Source organism: Microcoleus sp. Pol11C3 (assembly GCF_036701485.1).
In the GTDB taxonomy this organism is placed as follows: domain Bacteria; phylum Cyanobacteriota; class Cyanobacteriia; order Cyanobacteriales; family Microcoleaceae; genus Microcoleus.
In genome coordinates, this window is the sequence record NZ_JAUBQW010000034.1 from 19,514 (window position 1) to 37,462 (window position 17,949).

At 46.8% G+C, this 17,949-nt stretch carries 13 protein-coding genes; 3 read left to right on the forward strand and 10 right to left on the reverse strand.

Going from position 1 to position 17,949, the window contains the following annotated elements; translation table 11 throughout:
- Positions 1 to 6: 6 nt before the first annotated feature.
- Positions 7 to 1,188 carry an aspartate aminotransferase gene (locus tag QUA40_RS10660; RefSeq protein WP_333125020.1) on the forward strand — a complete coding sequence of 394 codons (1,182 nt, stop codon included), beginning with the start codon at positions 7 to 9 and terminating at the stop codon, positions 1,186 to 1,188.
- A 119-nt stretch (positions 1,189 to 1,307) separates the two neighbouring features.
- On the opposite strand, the gene QUA40_RS10665 is transcribed toward QUA40_RS10660, so the two are convergent.
- From QUA40_RS10665 to QUA40_RS10675, 3 genes are all read right to left on the reverse strand, one after another.
- The gene (locus QUA40_RS10665) at positions 1,308 to 2,450 is read right to left on the reverse strand and encodes a hypothetical protein (RefSeq protein WP_333125068.1); all 1,143 of its coding nucleotides are present in this window, start codon (positions 2,448 to 2,450) and stop codon (positions 1,308 to 1,310) included.
- 224 nt (positions 2,451 to 2,674) lie between these two features.
- On the reverse strand, positions 2,675 to 3,517 hold the full coding sequence (gene dapF / locus QUA40_RS10670; protein WP_333125071.1) for a diaminopimelate epimerase: 843 nt from the start codon (positions 3,515 to 3,517) through the stop codon (positions 2,675 to 2,677).
- A gap of 812 nt (positions 3,518 to 4,329) precedes the next feature.
- Positions 4,330 to 4,560, reverse strand: coding sequence for a hypothetical protein (locus tag QUA40_RS10675; protein WP_333125022.1), 231 nt, complete (start codon positions 4,558 to 4,560; stop codon positions 4,330 to 4,332).
- Between the two features lie 292 nt (positions 4,561 to 4,852).
- Here QUA40_RS10675 and QUA40_RS10680 point away from each other — a divergent pair, with 292 nt between their 5' ends.
- Together QUA40_RS10680 and QUA40_RS10685 are read left to right on the forward strand one after the other, a co-directional pair.
- A complete protein-coding gene (locus QUA40_RS10680; protein WP_333125024.1) occupies positions 4,853 to 5,098 on the forward strand; it encodes a hypothetical protein in 246 nt (81 codons plus the stop codon).
- A gap of 322 nt (positions 5,099 to 5,420) precedes the next feature.
- A complete protein-coding gene (locus tag QUA40_RS10685; protein ID WP_039886668.1) occupies positions 5,421 to 5,786 on the forward strand; it encodes a response regulator transcription factor in 366 nt (121 codons plus the stop codon).
- A gap of 66 nt (positions 5,787 to 5,852) precedes the next feature.
- Here the strand turns inward: QUA40_RS10685 and QUA40_RS10690 are convergent, their stop codons facing one another.
- The 7 genes from QUA40_RS10690 to QUA40_RS10720 all read right to left on the reverse strand — a co-directional run bounded on the left by QUA40_RS10690 (position 5,853) and on the right by QUA40_RS10720 (position 17,636).
- Positions 5,853 to 6,350: a hypothetical protein gene (locus tag QUA40_RS10690; protein ID WP_333125028.1), complete on the reverse strand. Its 498-nt coding sequence runs from the start codon at positions 6,348 to 6,350 to the stop codon at positions 5,853 to 5,855.
- A 328-nt stretch (positions 6,351 to 6,678) separates the two neighbouring features.
- Positions 6,679 to 9,597: a response regulator gene (locus QUA40_RS10695; RefSeq protein ID WP_333125030.1), complete on the reverse strand. Its 2,919-nt coding sequence runs from the start codon at positions 9,595 to 9,597 to the stop codon at positions 6,679 to 6,681.
- Positions 9,598 to 10,002: 405 nt separating this feature from the next.
- A complete protein-coding gene (locus QUA40_RS10700) occupies positions 10,003 to 11,478 on the reverse strand; it encodes an ATP-binding protein (RefSeq protein WP_333125033.1) in 1,476 nt (491 codons plus the stop codon).
- Positions 11,479 to 11,655: 177 nt separating this feature from the next.
- A complete protein-coding gene (locus QUA40_RS10705) occupies positions 11,656 to 12,117 on the reverse strand; it encodes a response regulator (RefSeq protein ID WP_333125036.1) in 462 nt (153 codons plus the stop codon).
- Positions 12,080 to 14,038 (reverse strand): CHASE3 domain-containing protein, encoded by a 1,959-nt coding sequence (locus QUA40_RS10710; RefSeq protein ID WP_333125038.1) that lies wholly within the window; start codon positions 14,036 to 14,038, stop codon positions 12,080 to 12,082. Before QUA40_RS10710 ends, QUA40_RS10705 begins: the two co-directional genes overlap by 38 nt.
- A gap of 679 nt (positions 14,039 to 14,717) precedes the next feature.
- Complete coding sequence (locus tag QUA40_RS10715) at positions 14,718 to 15,923, reverse strand: 4-hydroxy-3-methylbut-2-enyl diphosphate reductase (protein WP_333125042.1); 1,206 nt, start codon at positions 15,921 to 15,923, stop codon at positions 14,718 to 14,720.
- A gap of 270 nt (positions 15,924 to 16,193) precedes the next feature.
- Entirely contained in the window at positions 16,194 to 17,636 is a 1,443-nt protein-coding gene (locus QUA40_RS10720) for an ammonium transporter (protein WP_333125045.1), read from the reverse strand.
- Positions 17,637 to 17,949 lie beyond the last annotated feature (313 nt).

Genomic DNA, 17,949 nt, shown 5'->3' on the forward strand with positions numbered 1-17,949 from the left:
AAATAAATGACCTTGGATTGGATTACCCCTGCTGACAGGTTGCAAAAACTACCGCCCTACGTATTTGCCCGTCTCGACGAACTCAAAGCCCGCGCCCGCGAACAAGGACTCGATTTAATAGACTTAGGAATGGGAAACCCTGACGGTGCCACTCCTCAACCAGTAGTAGAAGCCGCAGTCGCAGCCATCCAAAATCCTGCCAATCACGGCTATCCACCCTTTGAAGGAACTGCCAGTTTCCGCCGCACCATTACTAAATGGTACAGCCGCCGCTACAATGTTGAACTCGATCCAGAAAGCGAAGCATTGCCTCTGTTGGGTTCTAAAGAAGGTTTAGCACATTTTGCGATCGCCTATATCAATCCAGGGGACTTAATATTAGTGCCCAGTCCCGCTTATCCCGTATTATTTCGCGGCCCGATTATCGCTGGTGCAAAAGTTCACAACATCATCCTCAAACCAGAAAATGACTGGGTAATTGATTTAGCCGACATTCCCGACAGCGTAGCCGAACAAGCCAAAATACTATATTTCAATTATCCCAGTAATCCGACTGGAGCAACTGCACCCCGCGAATTTTACAAAGATATTGTGGCTTTCGCACACAAACATCAAATTTTGCTGGTTCATGACTTGTGTTATGCGGAATTAGCCTTTGACGGCTATCAACCGACAAGTTTATTAGAAATTCCCGGCGGTAAAGAAATCGGCGTCGAATTTCACACCATGTCCAAAACCTACAATATGGCCGGCTGGCGCGTCGGTTTTGTAGTAGGAAATAGCAAGATTATTCAAGGTTTGCGGACATTAAAAACTAACCTAGATTACGGTATATTTTCCGCTTTGCAAACAGCAGCAGAAACAGCACTGCAATTGCCGGACAGTTACTTGCACGAAGTGCAGAATCGTTACAGAACTCGCCGGGATTTCATGGTGGAAGGATTGGCAGAGTTAGGATGGAATATTCCCAAACCTCTGGCTGCAATGTATCTTTGGGTTCCCTGCACTCGCGGCATGAGTTCGACTGATTTTGCTCTGAATGTTTTGCAGCAAACTGGTGTTGTGGTGACTCCTGGCAATGCTTTTGGGCCGGGCGGCGAAGGATATGTGAGAATTAGTTTGATTGCAGATTGCGATCGACTTGGAGAAGCATTGCGGCGTTTGAAACAAGCAAATATTCGATATTAGTCAGTAGTCATTAGTCAGTAGTTCTTGGTTATTTGTGGGTTGTTAGTTGTTAGTTGTTATTGGTTACTTGTTGGTGATAATAACCAATAATCAACTGACAAATGACAAATGACAAATAACTATAACGTTTGAATTTGCTCGATCACCCAGTCAAAAGTTTTTAGAACTTGCTTGAGGGCCGATTCGTCTTGCAAAGTAAACAAAGCCAGACTCGGCGACCTTCTCTCACCCGGTTCTATAGGTAGCGACAGACCGATCGAACTCAGCTTACTTCTCAATTCCAGCCAATTTTGTTCCACATTAAACGGTGGCTGGGAACCATAATTATGAGCAGAAATCTCCATTCTGCCAGCAATATCTACAGTGAATAACTGATAGGGTTTTCTTCCCTTGTGAGGCAATTGAGCTGCGAAACCGCCGTAGGCGTCCCCCGTTCCCCACTGAATTTGAATTTCGGGTTCTTGACTTTTTGCCCACAAGTAAATTGCTTTTGCCATTTGCGCCTCGTCCGCGCCTCGTCTAGCTTTGATTTCCGCAAAAAATGAAGATTCATCCCAGCGCCTTCTTTCGCGCGTTGCGCTGGATTTTTTCTGCTGTGCTTCGGCGGTCTGACCGATCACTCTGGGAACCAGCGTTTTTAAACCATCTTCACTTACATACTGCTTAATTTCCAGGGCCAAAACTTCAACCGGGTCCATTTGTTCGTTAAGAAATTCAACCACTCGGCGCATTTCAGCGGAAATCTCGTCAGCTACAAACACTAAGCGAACTTTACCCGCTTGCAAATTAGTTTTAACCTTCTGCCAAAATCTGTCTTCATTAGCATCTGCACCGAGAAACTCTTCAAAAACCTGTTCTGGATCGCGACCCCGATCGCGACAATTAGCTTCAAACAGAGCAATAATTGAATCTATGGGCCAGTAAAACAACGCATTAGCAGCATAGTCGATCGACTGACCCAAAACTTTTTGCCGCAGTTCGGCATTAGGAGTTCGCCGGACATCCACGAAAGTAGGAACGGCATTTTGGTCGAGAAACAAATGATCCAGCGACCACTGCACCGCTGTTTCCTCATCGCTGGGTGCAGCTTCCCGCGAAATTAACAGCCACCTGCGCGCCGTCGCCCGATCGATTTGGTCTCCCGCGATCAAATTAGGATAAGTTACTAGCAAGTCTTGTAACTGGTCTTCCGAGTCGTAGGGCTGTTCCATCATTTCTACCAGCCTGTCGTCGTCCTGAATCAAATAAATCCCTCCAGCCATGCAAGTCCACCTACTCAATTTGAGATTTTTATTGTTTGAACTGTTAACTGTTGACTGTTAACTGTTGACTGTTGACTGTTGACTGTTAACACACTTAGGACTAAGGCCAACTGTCACACTCCAATCAACTTGTAGGGTGCGTCAGGCGAAGTTCTAGAACGATTATCGAGGGTTTCGGGATCTGACGCACCTTACTATATATGCCAGTTGCGTAAGGCCTGATATTAATTAGCAATAAAGCCAGTAAATACTTGCTGTGCCGGCCCGGTCATGTAAATCCGCCCAGAAACTTCAGCCCATTCGATTTCCAAAACGCCGCCAGGGAGCTCAACCGCAGTTGCCCGATCGCACTTCCCTACCAACACTCCAGCTACCACAGCAGCACAAGCACCAGTCCCACAAGCTAGAGTAACACCCGCGCCTCTTTCCCACACCCGCATTTTTACATAGTCCCGTCGTATCACTTGAATAAATTCGGTATTGGTACGCTGCGGGAATGCTTTGTTGTGCTCGAATTGAGGCCCGACAGTTTCTAAAGCAACAGCCGCAACATCCTCTACAAAAGTAATGCAGTGAGGATTGCCCATACTGACACAGGTAACAGACCAAGATTTATCAGCAACTTCGATCGGCACATCTATAACTTTGGCATCCGATGCGGTCAAAGTTGTCGGAATTTCCGCAGCCAGCAGCCGGGGAACTCCCATATCCACCTTAACCTGACCGTCCGATCGCAATTCCGGGGTAATCACACCCGCCAGAGTGTGGATGCGGTACTGAGTTTTCGCCTCTGACCCTTCCAAATCGGCGATAAACTTAGCCAAACAGCGAATCCCGTTGCCGCACATTTCCGGTTCCGAACCGTCGGAGTTAAAAATCCGCATGGTATAGTCAGTCTCGTTTTGCCCTGGAAGAGCAAATATCACGCCGTCTGCGCCAATCCCGAAATGTCGATCGCACCAATCCACAGCTTGTTCTGGTGTAATCGCCGGTTCTGACGAGTGGCGGTTGTCAATCAGAATAAAATCATTTCCCAGTCCCTGATACTTCGCAAACTCGATCGCCATAAAAACAAACCTCTTTTGGTTAAAACTCATTAGATAATTTGATCACCAAATTACCAATTTCCCACTATTATAAAACTTTATGCAATTTATAGTCCTTTCTAGTCCAATATAGCCTTTCTCAGGTTTCTGGAGGTACAATAACAGCAGTGGGTAAACAATTCCCCAAGTCTGGCTCGTCAACTTGCTCAAAGGCAATCTTTATGACTTCCGATAACCCTTTATAAGTTCTCACGCCCAAGTACGGAGAATGCTTTTAACCGGAGATAAGAGATTTTAACGTTGGTGAGAAGTCAGGATAATAGGTATGTAAAAATATTAAATGTACCCGGTTTTTTTTAAAAAGTTTTTCTATTTATTCTCCTTGATAAATGCCCGAGTTTTCTATTAATAGACAAGCACCTTTTCCTATAACATGGACGAGTTTTTTAATCTTAAAAACTTCTAAATTAATGCCATCTATAGCAATCCTAAATGATTATACTCGTTACCAGGATCGGCCTGGTAACGCATATCCGGAGACTCTGCCTCCATAGTCTGGGCCGAGGCAGAGCAAGAGTGACATCGGTTCCCAGGAAGAGCCGGGAACCAGTTAACCAGTTATTGAAACTGATGCGAGGATTGCTATATTGAGCCTACTAAATTCACGGATATTAAAACTTGTTTGACGGATATTGCTCCCAATATCGATACATTTCTACCTCGCATATTCAGTTTTAGCCCGTGAGTTTTTGAACCTTTTAACGCTCAGGCATATAACGTAACCATAGCCTGATTCAGCCCGGACTCATCAATAAAGATTAAGTCTTGTACCTTCAGCTTGTTAACTTGCTTCCAGAAATCAGATCGCAGGTTTTGAAGTCTTTGACTGCCTTTACCCGCCGGAAAGAGCGTTTTTTTTTGAAAGTCATGTCCAAGCGTTGTGTCATTCTTCCCATTGTCGCTCGGCTGATAGTGACACCGATTTTTTCTAGGAGTAACTTACCAGAAAGAATTGGTTTAAAGCCCCAAGCCTGATCGGGAGAAATTAAAAGAAGACTATTCATTACTCCAATCCTCTTCCTTCCAGGTAGAGGTAGCTATCAACTGTCAACTGTCAACTGTCAACTGAAAAAGTTATTCGAGAGTCGCATCGTTATTTGTCTCAATTAATTCGGCTATTATAGCAATCCTAAATCATTTTCAATAACTGGTTCCCAGGCTCTTGGCCTGGGAAACCCATGTCACTCTTGCTCTGCCTCGCCGGAGATAATGGAGGCTCTTCCTCCGGATCTGCGTTACCAGGCTCTTCCTCGTAACGAGTAGTCCCACAAATCATTTAGGATTGCTATAGCAGGCTTGGCAGACACCCACTTGCTCGCAGCTCACACAGACGCTACGATTATGGTCGTCCAAATTGGGCAAACAGACCGAGCGCAAGTTCGCAAAGTTTTAGAAGAATTAAAAATTTCTGGAGCTTCCGTCTTGGGAATAGTTGCTAATAGCTGCAAAAACACCGGTCACAGCTACCGCCAGCGCCCGGTCGTTTTAGACACGCTCTACGACCAAAAACTATCCGCTTTAGGTACGAAAAATCCTAATTAGACAAATGTTGATGCAGGCGGGCGAGCGCCGCCGTCCTCCACGGGAAAAATACAACCAAGCTATACCCTGATTTTTGGATAATAGTACCATTTGAGAAAGAAAATGATAGACTAACGGACATAGCCTCCTGTGTCAACCGAGATTGCGCGGATCTTTGAATTTTGCGGTAATTACTCACAAAATGATTGAGAAATCACCAAAAGTGGGTAAACTACATTTAGCAGAGCGCAATCTCAATCAGGAAAAGACACCTTTGAAGGTGAACGTTAGTGTAAACGTTAATGAGAACGTTTCAACCCAGAAACTTGGTAGGGATTATTCTATGAGTACAGTTATGGTTGTTGATGATAGCGTCACTCTGCGGGAGATGATCGCCGACTTGCTCAAAGGTAGAGGACTCAACGTCACGGTAGCGAGTGATGGCGTAGAAGCTCTAGAGCAAATCAAGGCTAACCGCCCAGATTTAGTGGTTCTGGATATCGTGATGCCCCGGATGAACGGCTACGAAGTCTGTCGCCGACTCAAAAGCGACCCTAAAACCCAAAATTTGCCGGTGGTAATGTGTTCGAGCAAAAGCGAAGAGTTCGATCGCTACTGGGGAATGAAACAAGGAGCCGACGCTTACATCGCCAAGCCATTTCACCCACAGGAATTAGTCGGCACTATTAAGCAATTGCTGCGAGGTTGAGGTTGAGGAATAGGGACAGGAAAAAAATTGTCTTGAGCGCTGATTATTTCTGCTCCCGCAGCCTCTCTAAACTACTCGATTGACAATAGTCCAAACATCCCCGTCCGATCGCACGTAGGGAACAGAAATACTTTTAAAGCCCGTAATAAAAGGCTTGTAATAAACCTGCCAGTAGCTGGGACTAATTTGGTCGGCGATAGCTTTGAGTCCCTTCACTTCCGCCGCCAGTTCCGCCGCCAGTTCATTAATCCGTTCCGCGTGTCCGTGAGCGAGCACTCTTCCTTCTTCAACTTGCTCCTCCATCGGAGTGATTCTTTGCAACTTTACCGACTGCTGCTGTTTCTGACTCAGTTGAGCAGACAGAGCGGCGATCGCATCATCTATACCCTTGACTTCTGCCGACACTTGTGCTGTTTCCCTCGCGTGACGCCGATAAGCATCGGCGATCGCTTGGGGCGAATCACCGGCTGGGACAGCATCGGCAATACTAAGCTGCTGGCGTTCCAGGCGCAATTCCTCTATTTGAGAGTAAATGGCCTCTATATCTGTCTGAAGTTTGTCCACCTAATTACCGTGTGGTTGTTGGATATTTTAGCATAGTAACACAAACCCCTCACCTAATCGGCATAGAAATTGCATATTTTCGGCAGGCTAGAAGCAAGGCCTCACAAGAAGAAGTTGAAGCGTTTTAAAAATACAAATTTTTATGTTTCTCAGTTGAGCGATTTTCGTCGATATCCAGTCGGGTTTATCAGCTCGTGTCCGGTAAAATCAGTATTATAGATTGGTAGTGAGGAATGCAAGTACGAGCTAGTTTTACGAGGATTAAAGTCGTCACTACAAACACAATTCCCAATTTCAATTACCAATTATCAATTATTAATTGAATTTTTTAATTTGTTAGCCATTGCTGCCTCAACTTGACTATAGTCTCTACCAACACATCGGGTTGCACAGGTTTAGACAGATGTCTGTCAAAACCCGCAGCAAAAGCACGATTGCGGTCTTCATCCCTAGCATAAGCCGTCAAAGCGATCGCCCAAAATTTCCCTGTCTGAGTGTTCAAAGAACGCAGCCTTCGTAGCAGCGAATAGCCGTCTTCCTCCGGCATTCCGATATCGCTCACCAAAACATCCGGCCCAAACTGTGAAGCCAGCTCAAACGCCTCAGCAGCAGACGATGCAGCCCTAACAGTGGCCCCGGAATCTGCCAAGACAAACCTCATAAATTCCCGCGAATCAACCTCGTCATCAACCAGCAAAACCTTAACTCCCAGTAAATTACCAGCGCCCGCCAAAACCTGCACTTCCTCGTCGGGGATCGAATTTACCTGCATCGAAGGGAGACGGAAAGTAAAAGTCGATCCCATATCCAGTCCCGGACTCTGGGCCCAAACCGTGCCGCCGTGGAGTTCCACCAACTGCCGGACGATCGCCAGACCCAGCCCCAAACCGCTATAATTGCGAGTAATCGTAGCATCCGCTTGGCGGAAAGACTCAAACACGTAAGGCAAAAAATTCGCAGCCACCCCAATTCCCGTGTCGGTAACAGCCAGCTCAACCTGCGAATCAACTCTCGAAAGCCGGATTTCAACTCGCCCCCCGCGCGGCGTAAACTTAATCGCATTCGTCAGCAAATTCCAAATCACTTGCTGCAAGCGGCCGGAGTCTCCTGATACCCAAAATTTCGGATTTAACTGAGATTTAGGATTGCCAAAAACCTCGCCTGGTTCGGAAAATTCAGCAGTCTCCAAGCCCAAATCTACAATTCCAAACCGCAAATCAATCGACTTAGCATCGGCGGCCAACCGCACCGTATTCACCGCTCCTTCCACCAGAGAAATCAGATTTACCGCACAAGGATTCAAAGTCAACTTGCCGCGAATAATTCTCGAAATATCCAGCAAATCATCAATCAATTGAGTTTGCAATTTAGCATTTCGCTCAATAGTGGACAAAGCCCGCCCAGTAGCAGCCGGAGTGAAATTGCGTTGCTGCAGCAGTTGCGCCCAGCCCAAAATCGCGTTTAAGGGCGATCGCAGCTCGTGAGAAAGAGTTGCCAAAAACTCATCTTTCATGCGATTTGCCTGCTGAGATTCCTCGTAAAGTCGGGCATTGTCGATCGCCCCCGACACCGCCTGAGCCAACTGCATTAAAATAGTTTCATCATCTTCGGCAAACTCCCCCTCAGACTTGTCAGACAACTGAATCAATCCCAGATTTCTGCCGTCCCGAGTCGTCAGCGGTACAGCCAGCCAGCCCCGCATCGGCGGGTGCTTCCCCGCCGCCTTGCCGAACTTCCGCCATGCCGGGTGAGCCTCTAACTCGGTTTGAGTCATCCGCATCGCCTGTTGGTGCTGGCAAACTTGCTGGTAAATGCCCGTACCGTCTGGCTCTTCGCAGTAATCTTGCCACGCGGCGTATTTTTCTGACATGGAAAACTTGCTAATTCCCGCATCCCAGGTGGCGGCAGGGTCGAGGTTGACCGCTACCTGGTGGACTTCGAGAATTTGGCGGGCGCTATCTGCTGCTAACTGAAGTATTTCTCCTACCGACAGTGTGGAGTTGATGGCAACTGACGTGGAGGTTAACTTTTGCAGGCGCCGTAAATACGACTGCTCGCGGATCAAGGCGCGCGAGCGATCGTATTCTAACTGTTTGCGATCCGTAATGTCGATCGCCACGCCGAACAGCCGAAGGGGTGTACCCGATGCGTCAAAAACCATCCGCCCTTTGTCGTGAAGCCAAATCACTGAGCCGTCGGGTCGCACTTTGCGGTATTCCGACTCGTAAACTCCCGTACCCCTGAGTGCTGCATCCAAATCTGCCAAAAAGCTTTCCCGGTCTTCTGGATGCACCGCATTCTTTTTTTGCTCAAAAGTACCGCAGGTGCTATCTGGGCCCAAACCCATCTGTGTTTCGGCATTGGACGAACGGCGGACTTCCCCCGATGCCACATCCCAGGTAAAAGCGATCATGTTAGCTGCTTCTAGAGCAAAGCGCAAATTTTCCTCGCTTTCTTGCACCCGCGCGATCGATAATTTGCGCTCGGTAATCTCCCAAACCACGCCGCTCGATCGCACCGATTTACCCGTATCATCATCAAAAAACTTGCCCCTACTCGCGATCCAGTGCAAGCTGCCGTCGGGCCAAATGACTCTAAATTCGTATTGGTATTCTATTTTGTTTTCTAAAGCAAAGGCAACAGCCCGGGCGATCGAGCTCTGGTCATCCGGGTGTATGCAGGCAAAAAACGCTTCGTAAGTTCCTGCAAAACTGCCTTTTTCCAACCCCAATAACAGTTCGTGTCCCTCAGACCAAACGACCTCGCCATTTAATAAATTCCAATCCCAAGTTCCCATTTTCGAGGCTTCGATCGCCAACCTCAGCCTTTCCTCCGAAATTGCCAACTGCGCCGACGTTTTCGCGTAGTTCTCGCGCAACTGCTGTTTTTTCAAGCTTTCGCCCACGGCCCCGGCCAGCCGCTTTAAGTGCCGCCCTTTGAATACGTAATCGCTCAAACCGGCTTTCATAGCTTCGACTGCCACTTGTTCGCTACCGCTGTCCGTACACATAATTACCGGACAATTTGGGTAGCGGCTTTGAACTTTGTGGAGAATAGTTAATCCGTCGCTCCAGTGCAGTTGGTAGTCGGTAATTACTATGTCAAAACCCCCGGCGCTCAGGATTTGTTCGAGAGTTTGGATATCAATCACCGATTTAATTTCTAAATCGGGAAAAGTTTTCCTCAGTTCTCGATCTATCATCAGGCGATCGTTCGGGTTGTCGTCGATTAACAGAATTGACAGCATTGGGCTTTTACTTTTTGTAGGGGCGCAAACATTCTTTAATTTAAGAATATGTTATTAAGCAATCTCGATAATTTGAATATTTACTTGGCTGGTTAATTAGGCTTGCACATAAGTAGATTGTATTTGCTTGTATTTTATTATATTTTACAGCTTGTAATATCCTTAACCAGCATCTTAGGGTCTGCCCACAAAAAAAATAATTAAGTTGTTGTAGAACAGGTCAGACAGCCTGATCTGGCGGGAACGGTGCCAGAGCTCAGTTAACTCTCAGTATACTACTTGTTTATTATGTGTTGTGGTGTGAGGAAGCGGGTTAATTGATTCTTTCAGCTACAGCAGAATATTGCTGTTAAAAACCTCTTCCCTGGAACCTCATCTGTAAAATCCATTGCCGAGTTTCCTTCTTCAACAATCGCACTTTCGCAATTTTACCCAAAATCGGGTACCGCTTCCCACAGTCGATTTCAGCCCGATCGCACCGCCCATCAGATCGACTCCTTTCTTCGCTATCGCCAGCCCGATTCCCGTCCCTGGATACACTTCTTGACCGTGCAGGCGATCGAACAACCCAAAAATCCTTTCTTGAAATTTTTCGGCAATACCAATGCCGTTGTCTTCTACCCAAAGATATATATATTCATCCTCAGCTTCTGCATAAACTCGCACCTGGGGAGCTATCCCCGGCTGCACGAATTTAATAGCATTGGAGAGCAAGTTAGCCAAGACTTGCAGCAGCGTAGAAGGATGTGCCAACATCGCAGGTAGCGGTTCGACAACCGTTATCCGAGCTTGTTTTTGGGCAATTTCTGCCTCTAGTTGCGCGATCGATCGAGCTACAATTAAATCAAGAGAGACTGCTTTTAGCGGCAAGTTAGCTTTGCTGAGGCGGCTGTACTCTAGCAAATTTTCGATTAAAGTATTCATCAGACTGGCAGCGTCCGCAATCCGGTACAAGTAATCTTGTGCGGTAGCATCCAAGTCCCTAACTTTATCTTTGAGCAACATTTCAGCAAAAAACGAAATTCCCCGCAGAGGAGCGCGCAAGTCGTGAGAAACTGAATAGGTAAACGATTCGAGCTGTGCGTTAACTTCTTCTAACTCAGCAGTACGCTCTCTCACCCGATCTTCCAAAGTTTCATTAAATTCGCGCAAAGCAAGTTCAGCCTGCTTGAGTTCGGTAATATCTTCCACCACTCCCTCAATGGTACTTTCACCTTCTGCGCTGTAGAGATATTGAGTAAACCGAATCCATTTTACTCGACCGTCTGCCAAAGGAAATGTAATTTCGAGATTTTGAGAGCGAGACTCCCCTGAATCTAGCGGTTGCAAAAACAATTGCTGCCGATAGATGCCTTGGACATCTGCTAAATTGCTGGCATTAAACAAGTGCAAAAAAGCTTGATTGCTTTCCAAAAGCTTTCCCTCGGAAGTCGCTCGAAAAACTCCGACATTTAAGCGTTCTAGCAGAGAATTAAGTTGATTTTCCAGTCGGGCGACTCGTTTCCAGGCGGCCACTCTATCGAGTACGCCGCGAACCGCAACGCAAAGGCGGACGTAGTGCTTCGGCGACTTGATAATATAGTCGTCCAATCCGGATTTCATCGCCTCTACAGCAATTTCTTCGTTGCCAGTATTCGTAAACATTACAATCGGGCATTCTGGATAACGGGCTTTGATAGTTTTAAGCACATCTATACCGTTCGTCCAGCGTAGTTGGTAGTCGGTAATTACCAGATGGAATCCGCCTCGATTCAGTGCTTCCCCGAATAATCTATCGTCGCCAATTTCCGTTATTTGCAATTGCGAGAATTGCCGCTCTAACTCGCGTTTGACGAGCAGGCGATCCGTTGGGTTATCGTCAATTACCAGAATGTGTACCACTTTAACTATTGATAATTTGGCTCTCAGATAAACTGCGGATCGATCGCTTATAAAAATGTTGGAGATCGCCCCTTTAAGATGATAGAGGACGGGCTTCCTGACTAGAAACTTAATTTCCTCGTTACCAGGAAGAGTCTGGTAACGAGGAAACGAGGAATAAAAACCGGGGAACCGCCACTACAAACCCGAAAATTCTCTAGGTTCCGGCAGTTCGGTATAGTTGAGCCAATACTCGCTAAAACTCTGCATCATTTCCAATAGAGAAGCAAACCCGATGGGTTTAACCAAATAAGAATTCACCCCTAAATCGTAAGCTCGCTTGACATCAAGTGTTTGCCTAGAAGAAGTAAGCATAACCACCGGCAAGCGTTTGAGTTCCGGCTGCTGCTTCAGCCAAACCAGAACCTCGTGACCGGATCGCCTAGGCAATTTCAAATCTAGTAAAATTATCGCAGGTAAAGGATAGCGATCGCGATCGCTGTACTCTCCGTCACCATTTAAATAAAAAACCGCTGCATCTCCATCTCGGACAATTTGCAGCGAAGTATTAGCAAAATTCTCATTCCGAAAAGCCCGCTGCATCAACAAAATATCAACGGGGTTATCTTCCACCAGCAAAATCGTCTGCGTTTGGGTCATGCTTCCTCAGTTGTATCCAAAATCGACTGCCTTGTCCTACTTGAGATTCCACTCCAACTTGACCGCCCATGCGATCGACTCCTTTTTTTACAATAGCTAATCCTATACCAGTTCCGGGGTAAGATTCGATACCGTGCAGCCGTTCAAAAACCCGAAAAATGCGTTTTTGATGTTCCGGAGCAATACCGATGCCGTTGTCTTCTACCCACAGACGGATGATGCAGACTGGCAATAGGCAACTGGCCATCAGTAACTGGGAATGTTCCCACTGTCCCACAGTTCTCCTTTCCAATTCTCCCGCTGTATCGCTGTCAGTCTCTCCCTCTTGAGGCAGCTCAAGTTCCTCAGCCCATATCTGCACTTGGGGTGGTGTGCCTTCCACAAATTTTATAGCATTCGTGAGCAGATTGGCGATTACTTGCACTAAAGTAACGCGGTGGGCAATTACCGCAGGCAAGGGCGATCGAACACTGATTTGAGCGTGCCTGGATTTAGCGTCAGCTTTTAGCATAGCAATTGCCTCGGCAACAACAGATTCTAAATCTAAAACTTGCAGCGATAAATCAGTGCGACTCAGGCGGCTGTAAGCTAGCAAATCTTGGATTAATTCTTCTAGTTGTTGCCCAGAATTAACAATTTGCTGGGCGTATTCTTGACCAAGTTCGTCGAGGATGTCACGGTAATCTTCTAATAAAGCTTCAGCCAATCCCTGCATTCCCCGCAGGGGAGCACGCAAATCGTGGGCAACGGTATAGGCGAAAGCTTCTAATTCTTCGTTAGCTGCTTGAAGTTGATTGGTACGGAGTTCCACTCGCCGTTCTAAGGTAGCGTTGAGCATCCGAATTTCTGCTTCTGCTTGTTTGCGCGCAGTTACGTCAATGGCGGTACTAATTACTAAACTTCTGCCGTCGGAAAGCTTGCCTAAAGGTGCGGAAAAAAAGTCCCAAACTCGGCTTTCGCCGCTGGCTGTGGCAATCATATATTCGCCTTCAGAAATGCGGGCGTTTAATTGGTGCAGCCGATCAATATCTGCTTGCACTAGGGATTGGCGGCTGTGGTAAGCTTTTTCTGTCCAATCTTCAATTGTGGAAATTTCTGAGTATTCGTAGCCTGAGAGTTCAGTCCAAGCATAGTTAATTTGCAAAACTTCTCCGTTTTCAGCGTGCAGCATAATTGGCAGCGGTGCGTTGAGAATGGCGAGGCGGAAACGTTCTTCGGTTAATTGTAGGGAGTGGCGATCGTTTTCTAGCTGTTCTAACAGTTGATTTTGCTTGATTTCGGCATGATCGCGCAAAGTTCGATCGCGCTTCACCAAATAGTAAACCAACAGCATCAACAGGAAATTTACTAAAGCGGCAACGGTAAAAGTCAGGATTGTCAAATTAGCACTCGCTTGAGATTCTCGGGCGCGCTGCTGCAATAGCTGAGTTTCTTCGGCAGTCATGGCGGCTATCTGCTGCCGAATGCTGCCCATTATTTGCCTTCCCCTACCGGATTTTACTTCCCGCAGGGCTGCTTCTAAGTTTTGTCGGCGTCGCAGATTGATGGTTTTTTCAAGTTGGCCTAATTTAGAGTCGATCGCAATTTTCAAGTCGCGAATGCGCTGTTGCTGCCGATTATTGTCAGCGGTTAGCTGCTGCAATCCGACTACTTGCTCGTTGATGCGGGCGATCGCGCTGTGATACGGTTCTAAATACCGTTCTTCTCCCGTCAGCAAATAACCGCGCTGTCCGGTTTCAGCATCTTTTAAGGTAGAAAGCGTGGCTTCGAGTTCGGTTAAAACTTGGTGAGTATGGCTCACCCAGCGTTCGTTTTCGACTAACTTGAGAGTATTGCGGTAGGAAGTTGCCGCATTTAAAATCAGCAGCGCCACGGCCATTCCGATACCTACGGTAATTTGGGGAGTCAGCGATTGTTTCATGAAATGATCGGCACGCGAGTCCTGCTTTTTTCTTTATTTTAGCGGGATTCAGACTAAGCGAATTTGTGGCGCCCGCTGGCCGGCGGGCAAAGCCTATAAATTTAAGGCTCAAATGTGCGATCGATCTTGTTCCTATTTTAGTGTAGATATTCCTGCTATCCCCTTAAGTAACCAGAGGCAAGAAATCGCTCTCTTGCCTCTCGTGATTCAGGCAGGCCCCACACAATCTAGGATGGTTAACAAAGCTTTATTCACCATGTTTTGTTGCATCGATTATCCTGCTTTCACAGTTTCAAATCGCGGCGCAAAGAAAAGAGTTTTTACCTATTGACTTAAGTTGATTTTTGGGGTATATTTTAGATAATGGAAGTGGTGAGATAAATTTAAATTTTGCCAATATTTCCATTATTAAATAATACCTTGTCAAGCGGCCAGTGTCAAGCTTTTTCCCCAAAAAAAAAGGCGGATTTTTCATGATTTGTGAAAAAAATAATTTTGGGATGCAGGGGAGAAATTGCTAGGGAAACTAACCGCAGATAAAGGCAGGTTAACGCGGATAATTTTCAGCATCAAGAGGGAATGAAGAGTAATTGGAGTTGATACTCTGTTGAGGATTTAGACGATCGCACTGCACTGAGAAAATTATGATTCCGAGTGCAGTGCCGAAACAATATAATAATTAGACAACAGCAGCCGCTTTCATCGCGAAAATGCGATCGATCGCATCTTCAACAACCTTATCAGGCGTAGAAGCACCAGAAGTCACGCCGACTACAATTTTACCATCCGGTAGCCAACCTTCAGCTACCTCCAAATCTGCCCCCAAAGGCTTGTGTTCGATCCGATTTCCCGGTAAAATACGCTCCGCACAATCAATGTGATAAGAAGGAACAGTTTTGTCGATCGCAATTTCCTGCAAATGCGTAGTATTAGAAGAATTAAAACCCCCAATCACCAGCATCAAATCTAACTTTTCCTCAACCAAACTCAACATAGCATCTTGGCGTTCCTGAGTCGCATCGCAGATAGTATTAAAACTCTGAAAATGCTCGTTCAAATTCTCAGGTCCAAACTTCCGCATCATCGTTTTTTCAAACAACTTGCCAATATTCTCTGTCTCAGTTTTGAGCATAGTAGTTTGGTTAGCAATACCCACACTTTCCAAATCAACATCTGGGTCAAAACCAGCCGAATAAGCCTTGCTAAATTTAGCAATAAACTCATCGCGGTCGCCCCCATGCAAAATATAATTGCTGACATATTCAGCTTCCTGCAAATTCAGCACAATCAAATACTTATCAGCAAAAGAACTCGTAGCAACAGTTTCCTCATGCTTGTATTGACCGTGAATAATCGAAGTATAATTCCTCTTCTTGTGCTTCTCAACAGTATTCCAAACCTTAGAAACCCAAGGACAAGTAGTATCAACAATCTTGCAGCCCTTCTCATTAAGCAACTGCATTTCTTGGACGCTCGCCCCAAAAGCTGGTAAAATTACCACATCGCCGCTATCGACAACCGAAAAATCTTTCTGTCCCTTCTCAACAGAAATAAAACCAACTTCCATATCCCGCAAATGCTGATTTACAGAGGGATTGTGAATAATCTCATTAGTAATCCAAATTCGTTCGGTTGGGAAATGCTGGCGAGTCTCGTAAGCAATAGCTACAGCGCGTTCCACCCCCCAGCAAAAGCCAAAAGCCTCAGCCAGCCGGATCGTGACTGCGCCGCGTTCCAGCCTGTAATTATTGTCGCGAATTTGCTGGATCAGACTGCTTTGATAAGCCGTCTGCATCACGCCAGCTACCTCAGCTTCGTGTCCGAAACCCTTGCGGTGGTAGTTTTCAGACTGTTGGAGCGATCGTTTAAAAGCTTTAGTATCCATGCGGTATCGAGTTGAAATCTAGGTTAATTACCTTTGATTTTAGAACCATTGGAGAATTCCTATCTCAAATTTGAAAACCCCGCCTGCAACAACGGCAAAACGGGGCTACACAAGTATTTTTGACTCTGACTGCAAATCCTAGCTTCAAACCTTCTTCGGCGCCAAATCCGGCAAAGAAACCCGGTTTATTAGAAAAATCTGCTTGGGAGCCGATAAATCTACAAAGAAACCGGGTTTCACAGGCTTGAGTGCGTCAGTCTTAGGATATTTTCAAACCTTCTTCGGCGCAAAAGGAGAACTGGATTCAAACGAACTGAAACCGCCGGCAAAATCCTCACCGTAAGCTTCTTCCCCATGCTGGCCGATATCCAAACCTTGGTCTTCAGCAGATGACGGCACTCGCAGTTCCATAAACTGCCCTAAAATTTTCAGGATCACAAAAGTGCCCACAGCCGCAAACAGGTAAGTAGCTAGAACGCCTACCAACTGGGTGCCGATTAGCCCCGGATTCCCGGCAAACAGCCCGTCATTTCCGGCAGCGTTAACGGCTTTAGTCGCAAACACACCTGTCAGAATCGCGCCCACAGTCCCGCCGACGCCGTGAATCGGGAAGGTATCCAAAGAGTCGTCAAATCCCAGCTTAGCCCGGAAACTAACGGCGAAGAAGCAGGCAACCGAAGTGATCGATCCGATCAAAAGCGCTCCCACTGGAAGCACGAATCCAGCCGCAGGTGTGATGCCCACCAATCCCGCTAGGAAACCGCTAGCAATTCCCACTGCTGTCGGTTTGCCTCTGAGTACCCATTCGATAATTGTCCAAGTTAAACCGCCGGCTGCTGTAGCAATCATTGTGGTGACAAAAGCCACTGTTGCTAAAGAACCAGATCCCAAAGCACTACCGCCGTTGAAACCAAACCAGCCAAACCACAGCAGCCCAATTCCCAGCAAGACGTAGGGTACGTTGTGGGGGGTGTGGGGCTTGTTCAAGTGGTCTTTGCGGGGCCCGATTACCCACGCTGCGACAACTGCAGAAACGCCGGAACTGATGTGCACGACTGTGCCGCCGGCAAAGTCTAAAGCTCCGATCGCCCCCAGCCAGCCTTTACCCCAAACCCAGTGGGCTAAAGGAGAGTAGATGAAGGTAGACCACAGCAGCACGAACCAGAAATAGGTTTTAAATGTTACCCGTTCGACGATCGCCCCGGAAATCAAGGCTGGAGTGATGATGGCGAACATCATCTGGTACACCATGAAGACTTGGTGGGGTATTGTGGGTGCGTAGCCGATCGGATCTGGTTTGTCCGCCGTGACGTTGTTCAAGAACATCCAGTCGAAACCGCCGATGAAGGTTTCGATCCCTTGGGCAAACCCTTTATCATTGAGGTTGCTGGGCGTGACATCAAAAGCCAAACTATAACCCCACAGCGTCCAGGTGACGCCGATCAGTCCCATCATGACTAAGCTCATCATCATGGTGTTGAGGACGTTGCGCGATCGCACCAGTCCCCCGTAGAAAAAGGCCAGCCCCGGTGTCATCAGCAATACCAGTGCTGAGGAGACCAACATCCAGGCCGTATCGCCACTGTCGATCGGATTCGGCGGCGCCACAGCAGCAGCCGCAGCATCAGCAGCTTGAGCTAAGGCATTGTCCGTCAGCGGTACGCTTAACAGCCACAGTGCGATGATGCCGATCGTTAAACTTTTTTTGATCACGTTAGTTGTACCTTCTCATACTCAGCAATTTTCAGGGAAGACCGAGCCGATTTTAGATGCGAGGATTTTAGATGCAATAGTTCTTTGGTTTTAAGTCCCTGTTTTAGCGGAACAAATCTTCAATAGATAATTCCCCAATCCTCAACCCCCGACTTGGTATAGCCGGACTCATCTCAATTCATCAACTATCTATCCAATGGTCTATGCCTTCTGGATTGCACCATTTGTACAAACAGAAATTCTGTATCACACTATACTAAATAGCTAACTATCATATTTCTTAATCTATAGGTCGCTACTTGACATAGCCCGT

What these genes read in the sequence shown, in the direction of transcription:
- QUA40_RS10710 (WP_333125038.1), bottom strand. Translation starts at nt 14,038, where the DNA reads ATGAAACAATCGCTGACTCCCCAAATTACCGTAGGTATCGGAATGGCC.
- QUA40_RS10695 (WP_333125030.1), bottom strand. Translation starts at nt 9,597, where the DNA reads ATGCTGTCAATTCTGTTAATCGACGACAACCCGAACGATCGCCTGATG.
- QUA40_RS10665 (WP_333125068.1), bottom strand. Translation starts at nt 2,450, where the DNA reads ATGGCTGGAGGGATTTATTTGATTCAGGACGACGACAGGCTGGTAGAA.
- QUA40_RS10705 (WP_333125036.1), bottom strand. Translation starts at nt 12,117, where the DNA reads ATGACCCAAACGCAGACGATTTTGCTGGTGGAAGATAACCCCGTTGAT.
- QUA40_RS10715 (WP_333125042.1), bottom strand. Translation starts at nt 15,923, where the DNA reads ATGGATACTAAAGCTTTTAAACGATCGCTCCAACAGTCTGAAAACTAC.
- QUA40_RS10660 (WP_333125020.1), top strand. Translation starts at nt 7, where the DNA reads ATGACCTTGGATTGGATTACCCCTGCTGACAGGTTGCAAAAACTACCG.
- dapF (WP_333125071.1), bottom strand. Translation starts at nt 3,517, where the DNA reads ATGGCGATCGAGTTTGCGAAGTATCAGGGACTGGGAAATGATTTTATT.
- QUA40_RS10685 (WP_039886668.1), top strand. Translation starts at nt 5,421, where the DNA reads ATGAGTACAGTTATGGTTGTTGATGATAGCGTCACTCTGCGGGAGATG.
- QUA40_RS10675 (WP_333125022.1), bottom strand. Translation starts at nt 4,560, where the DNA reads ATGAATAGTCTTCTTTTAATTTCTCCCGATCAGGCTTGGGGCTTTAAA.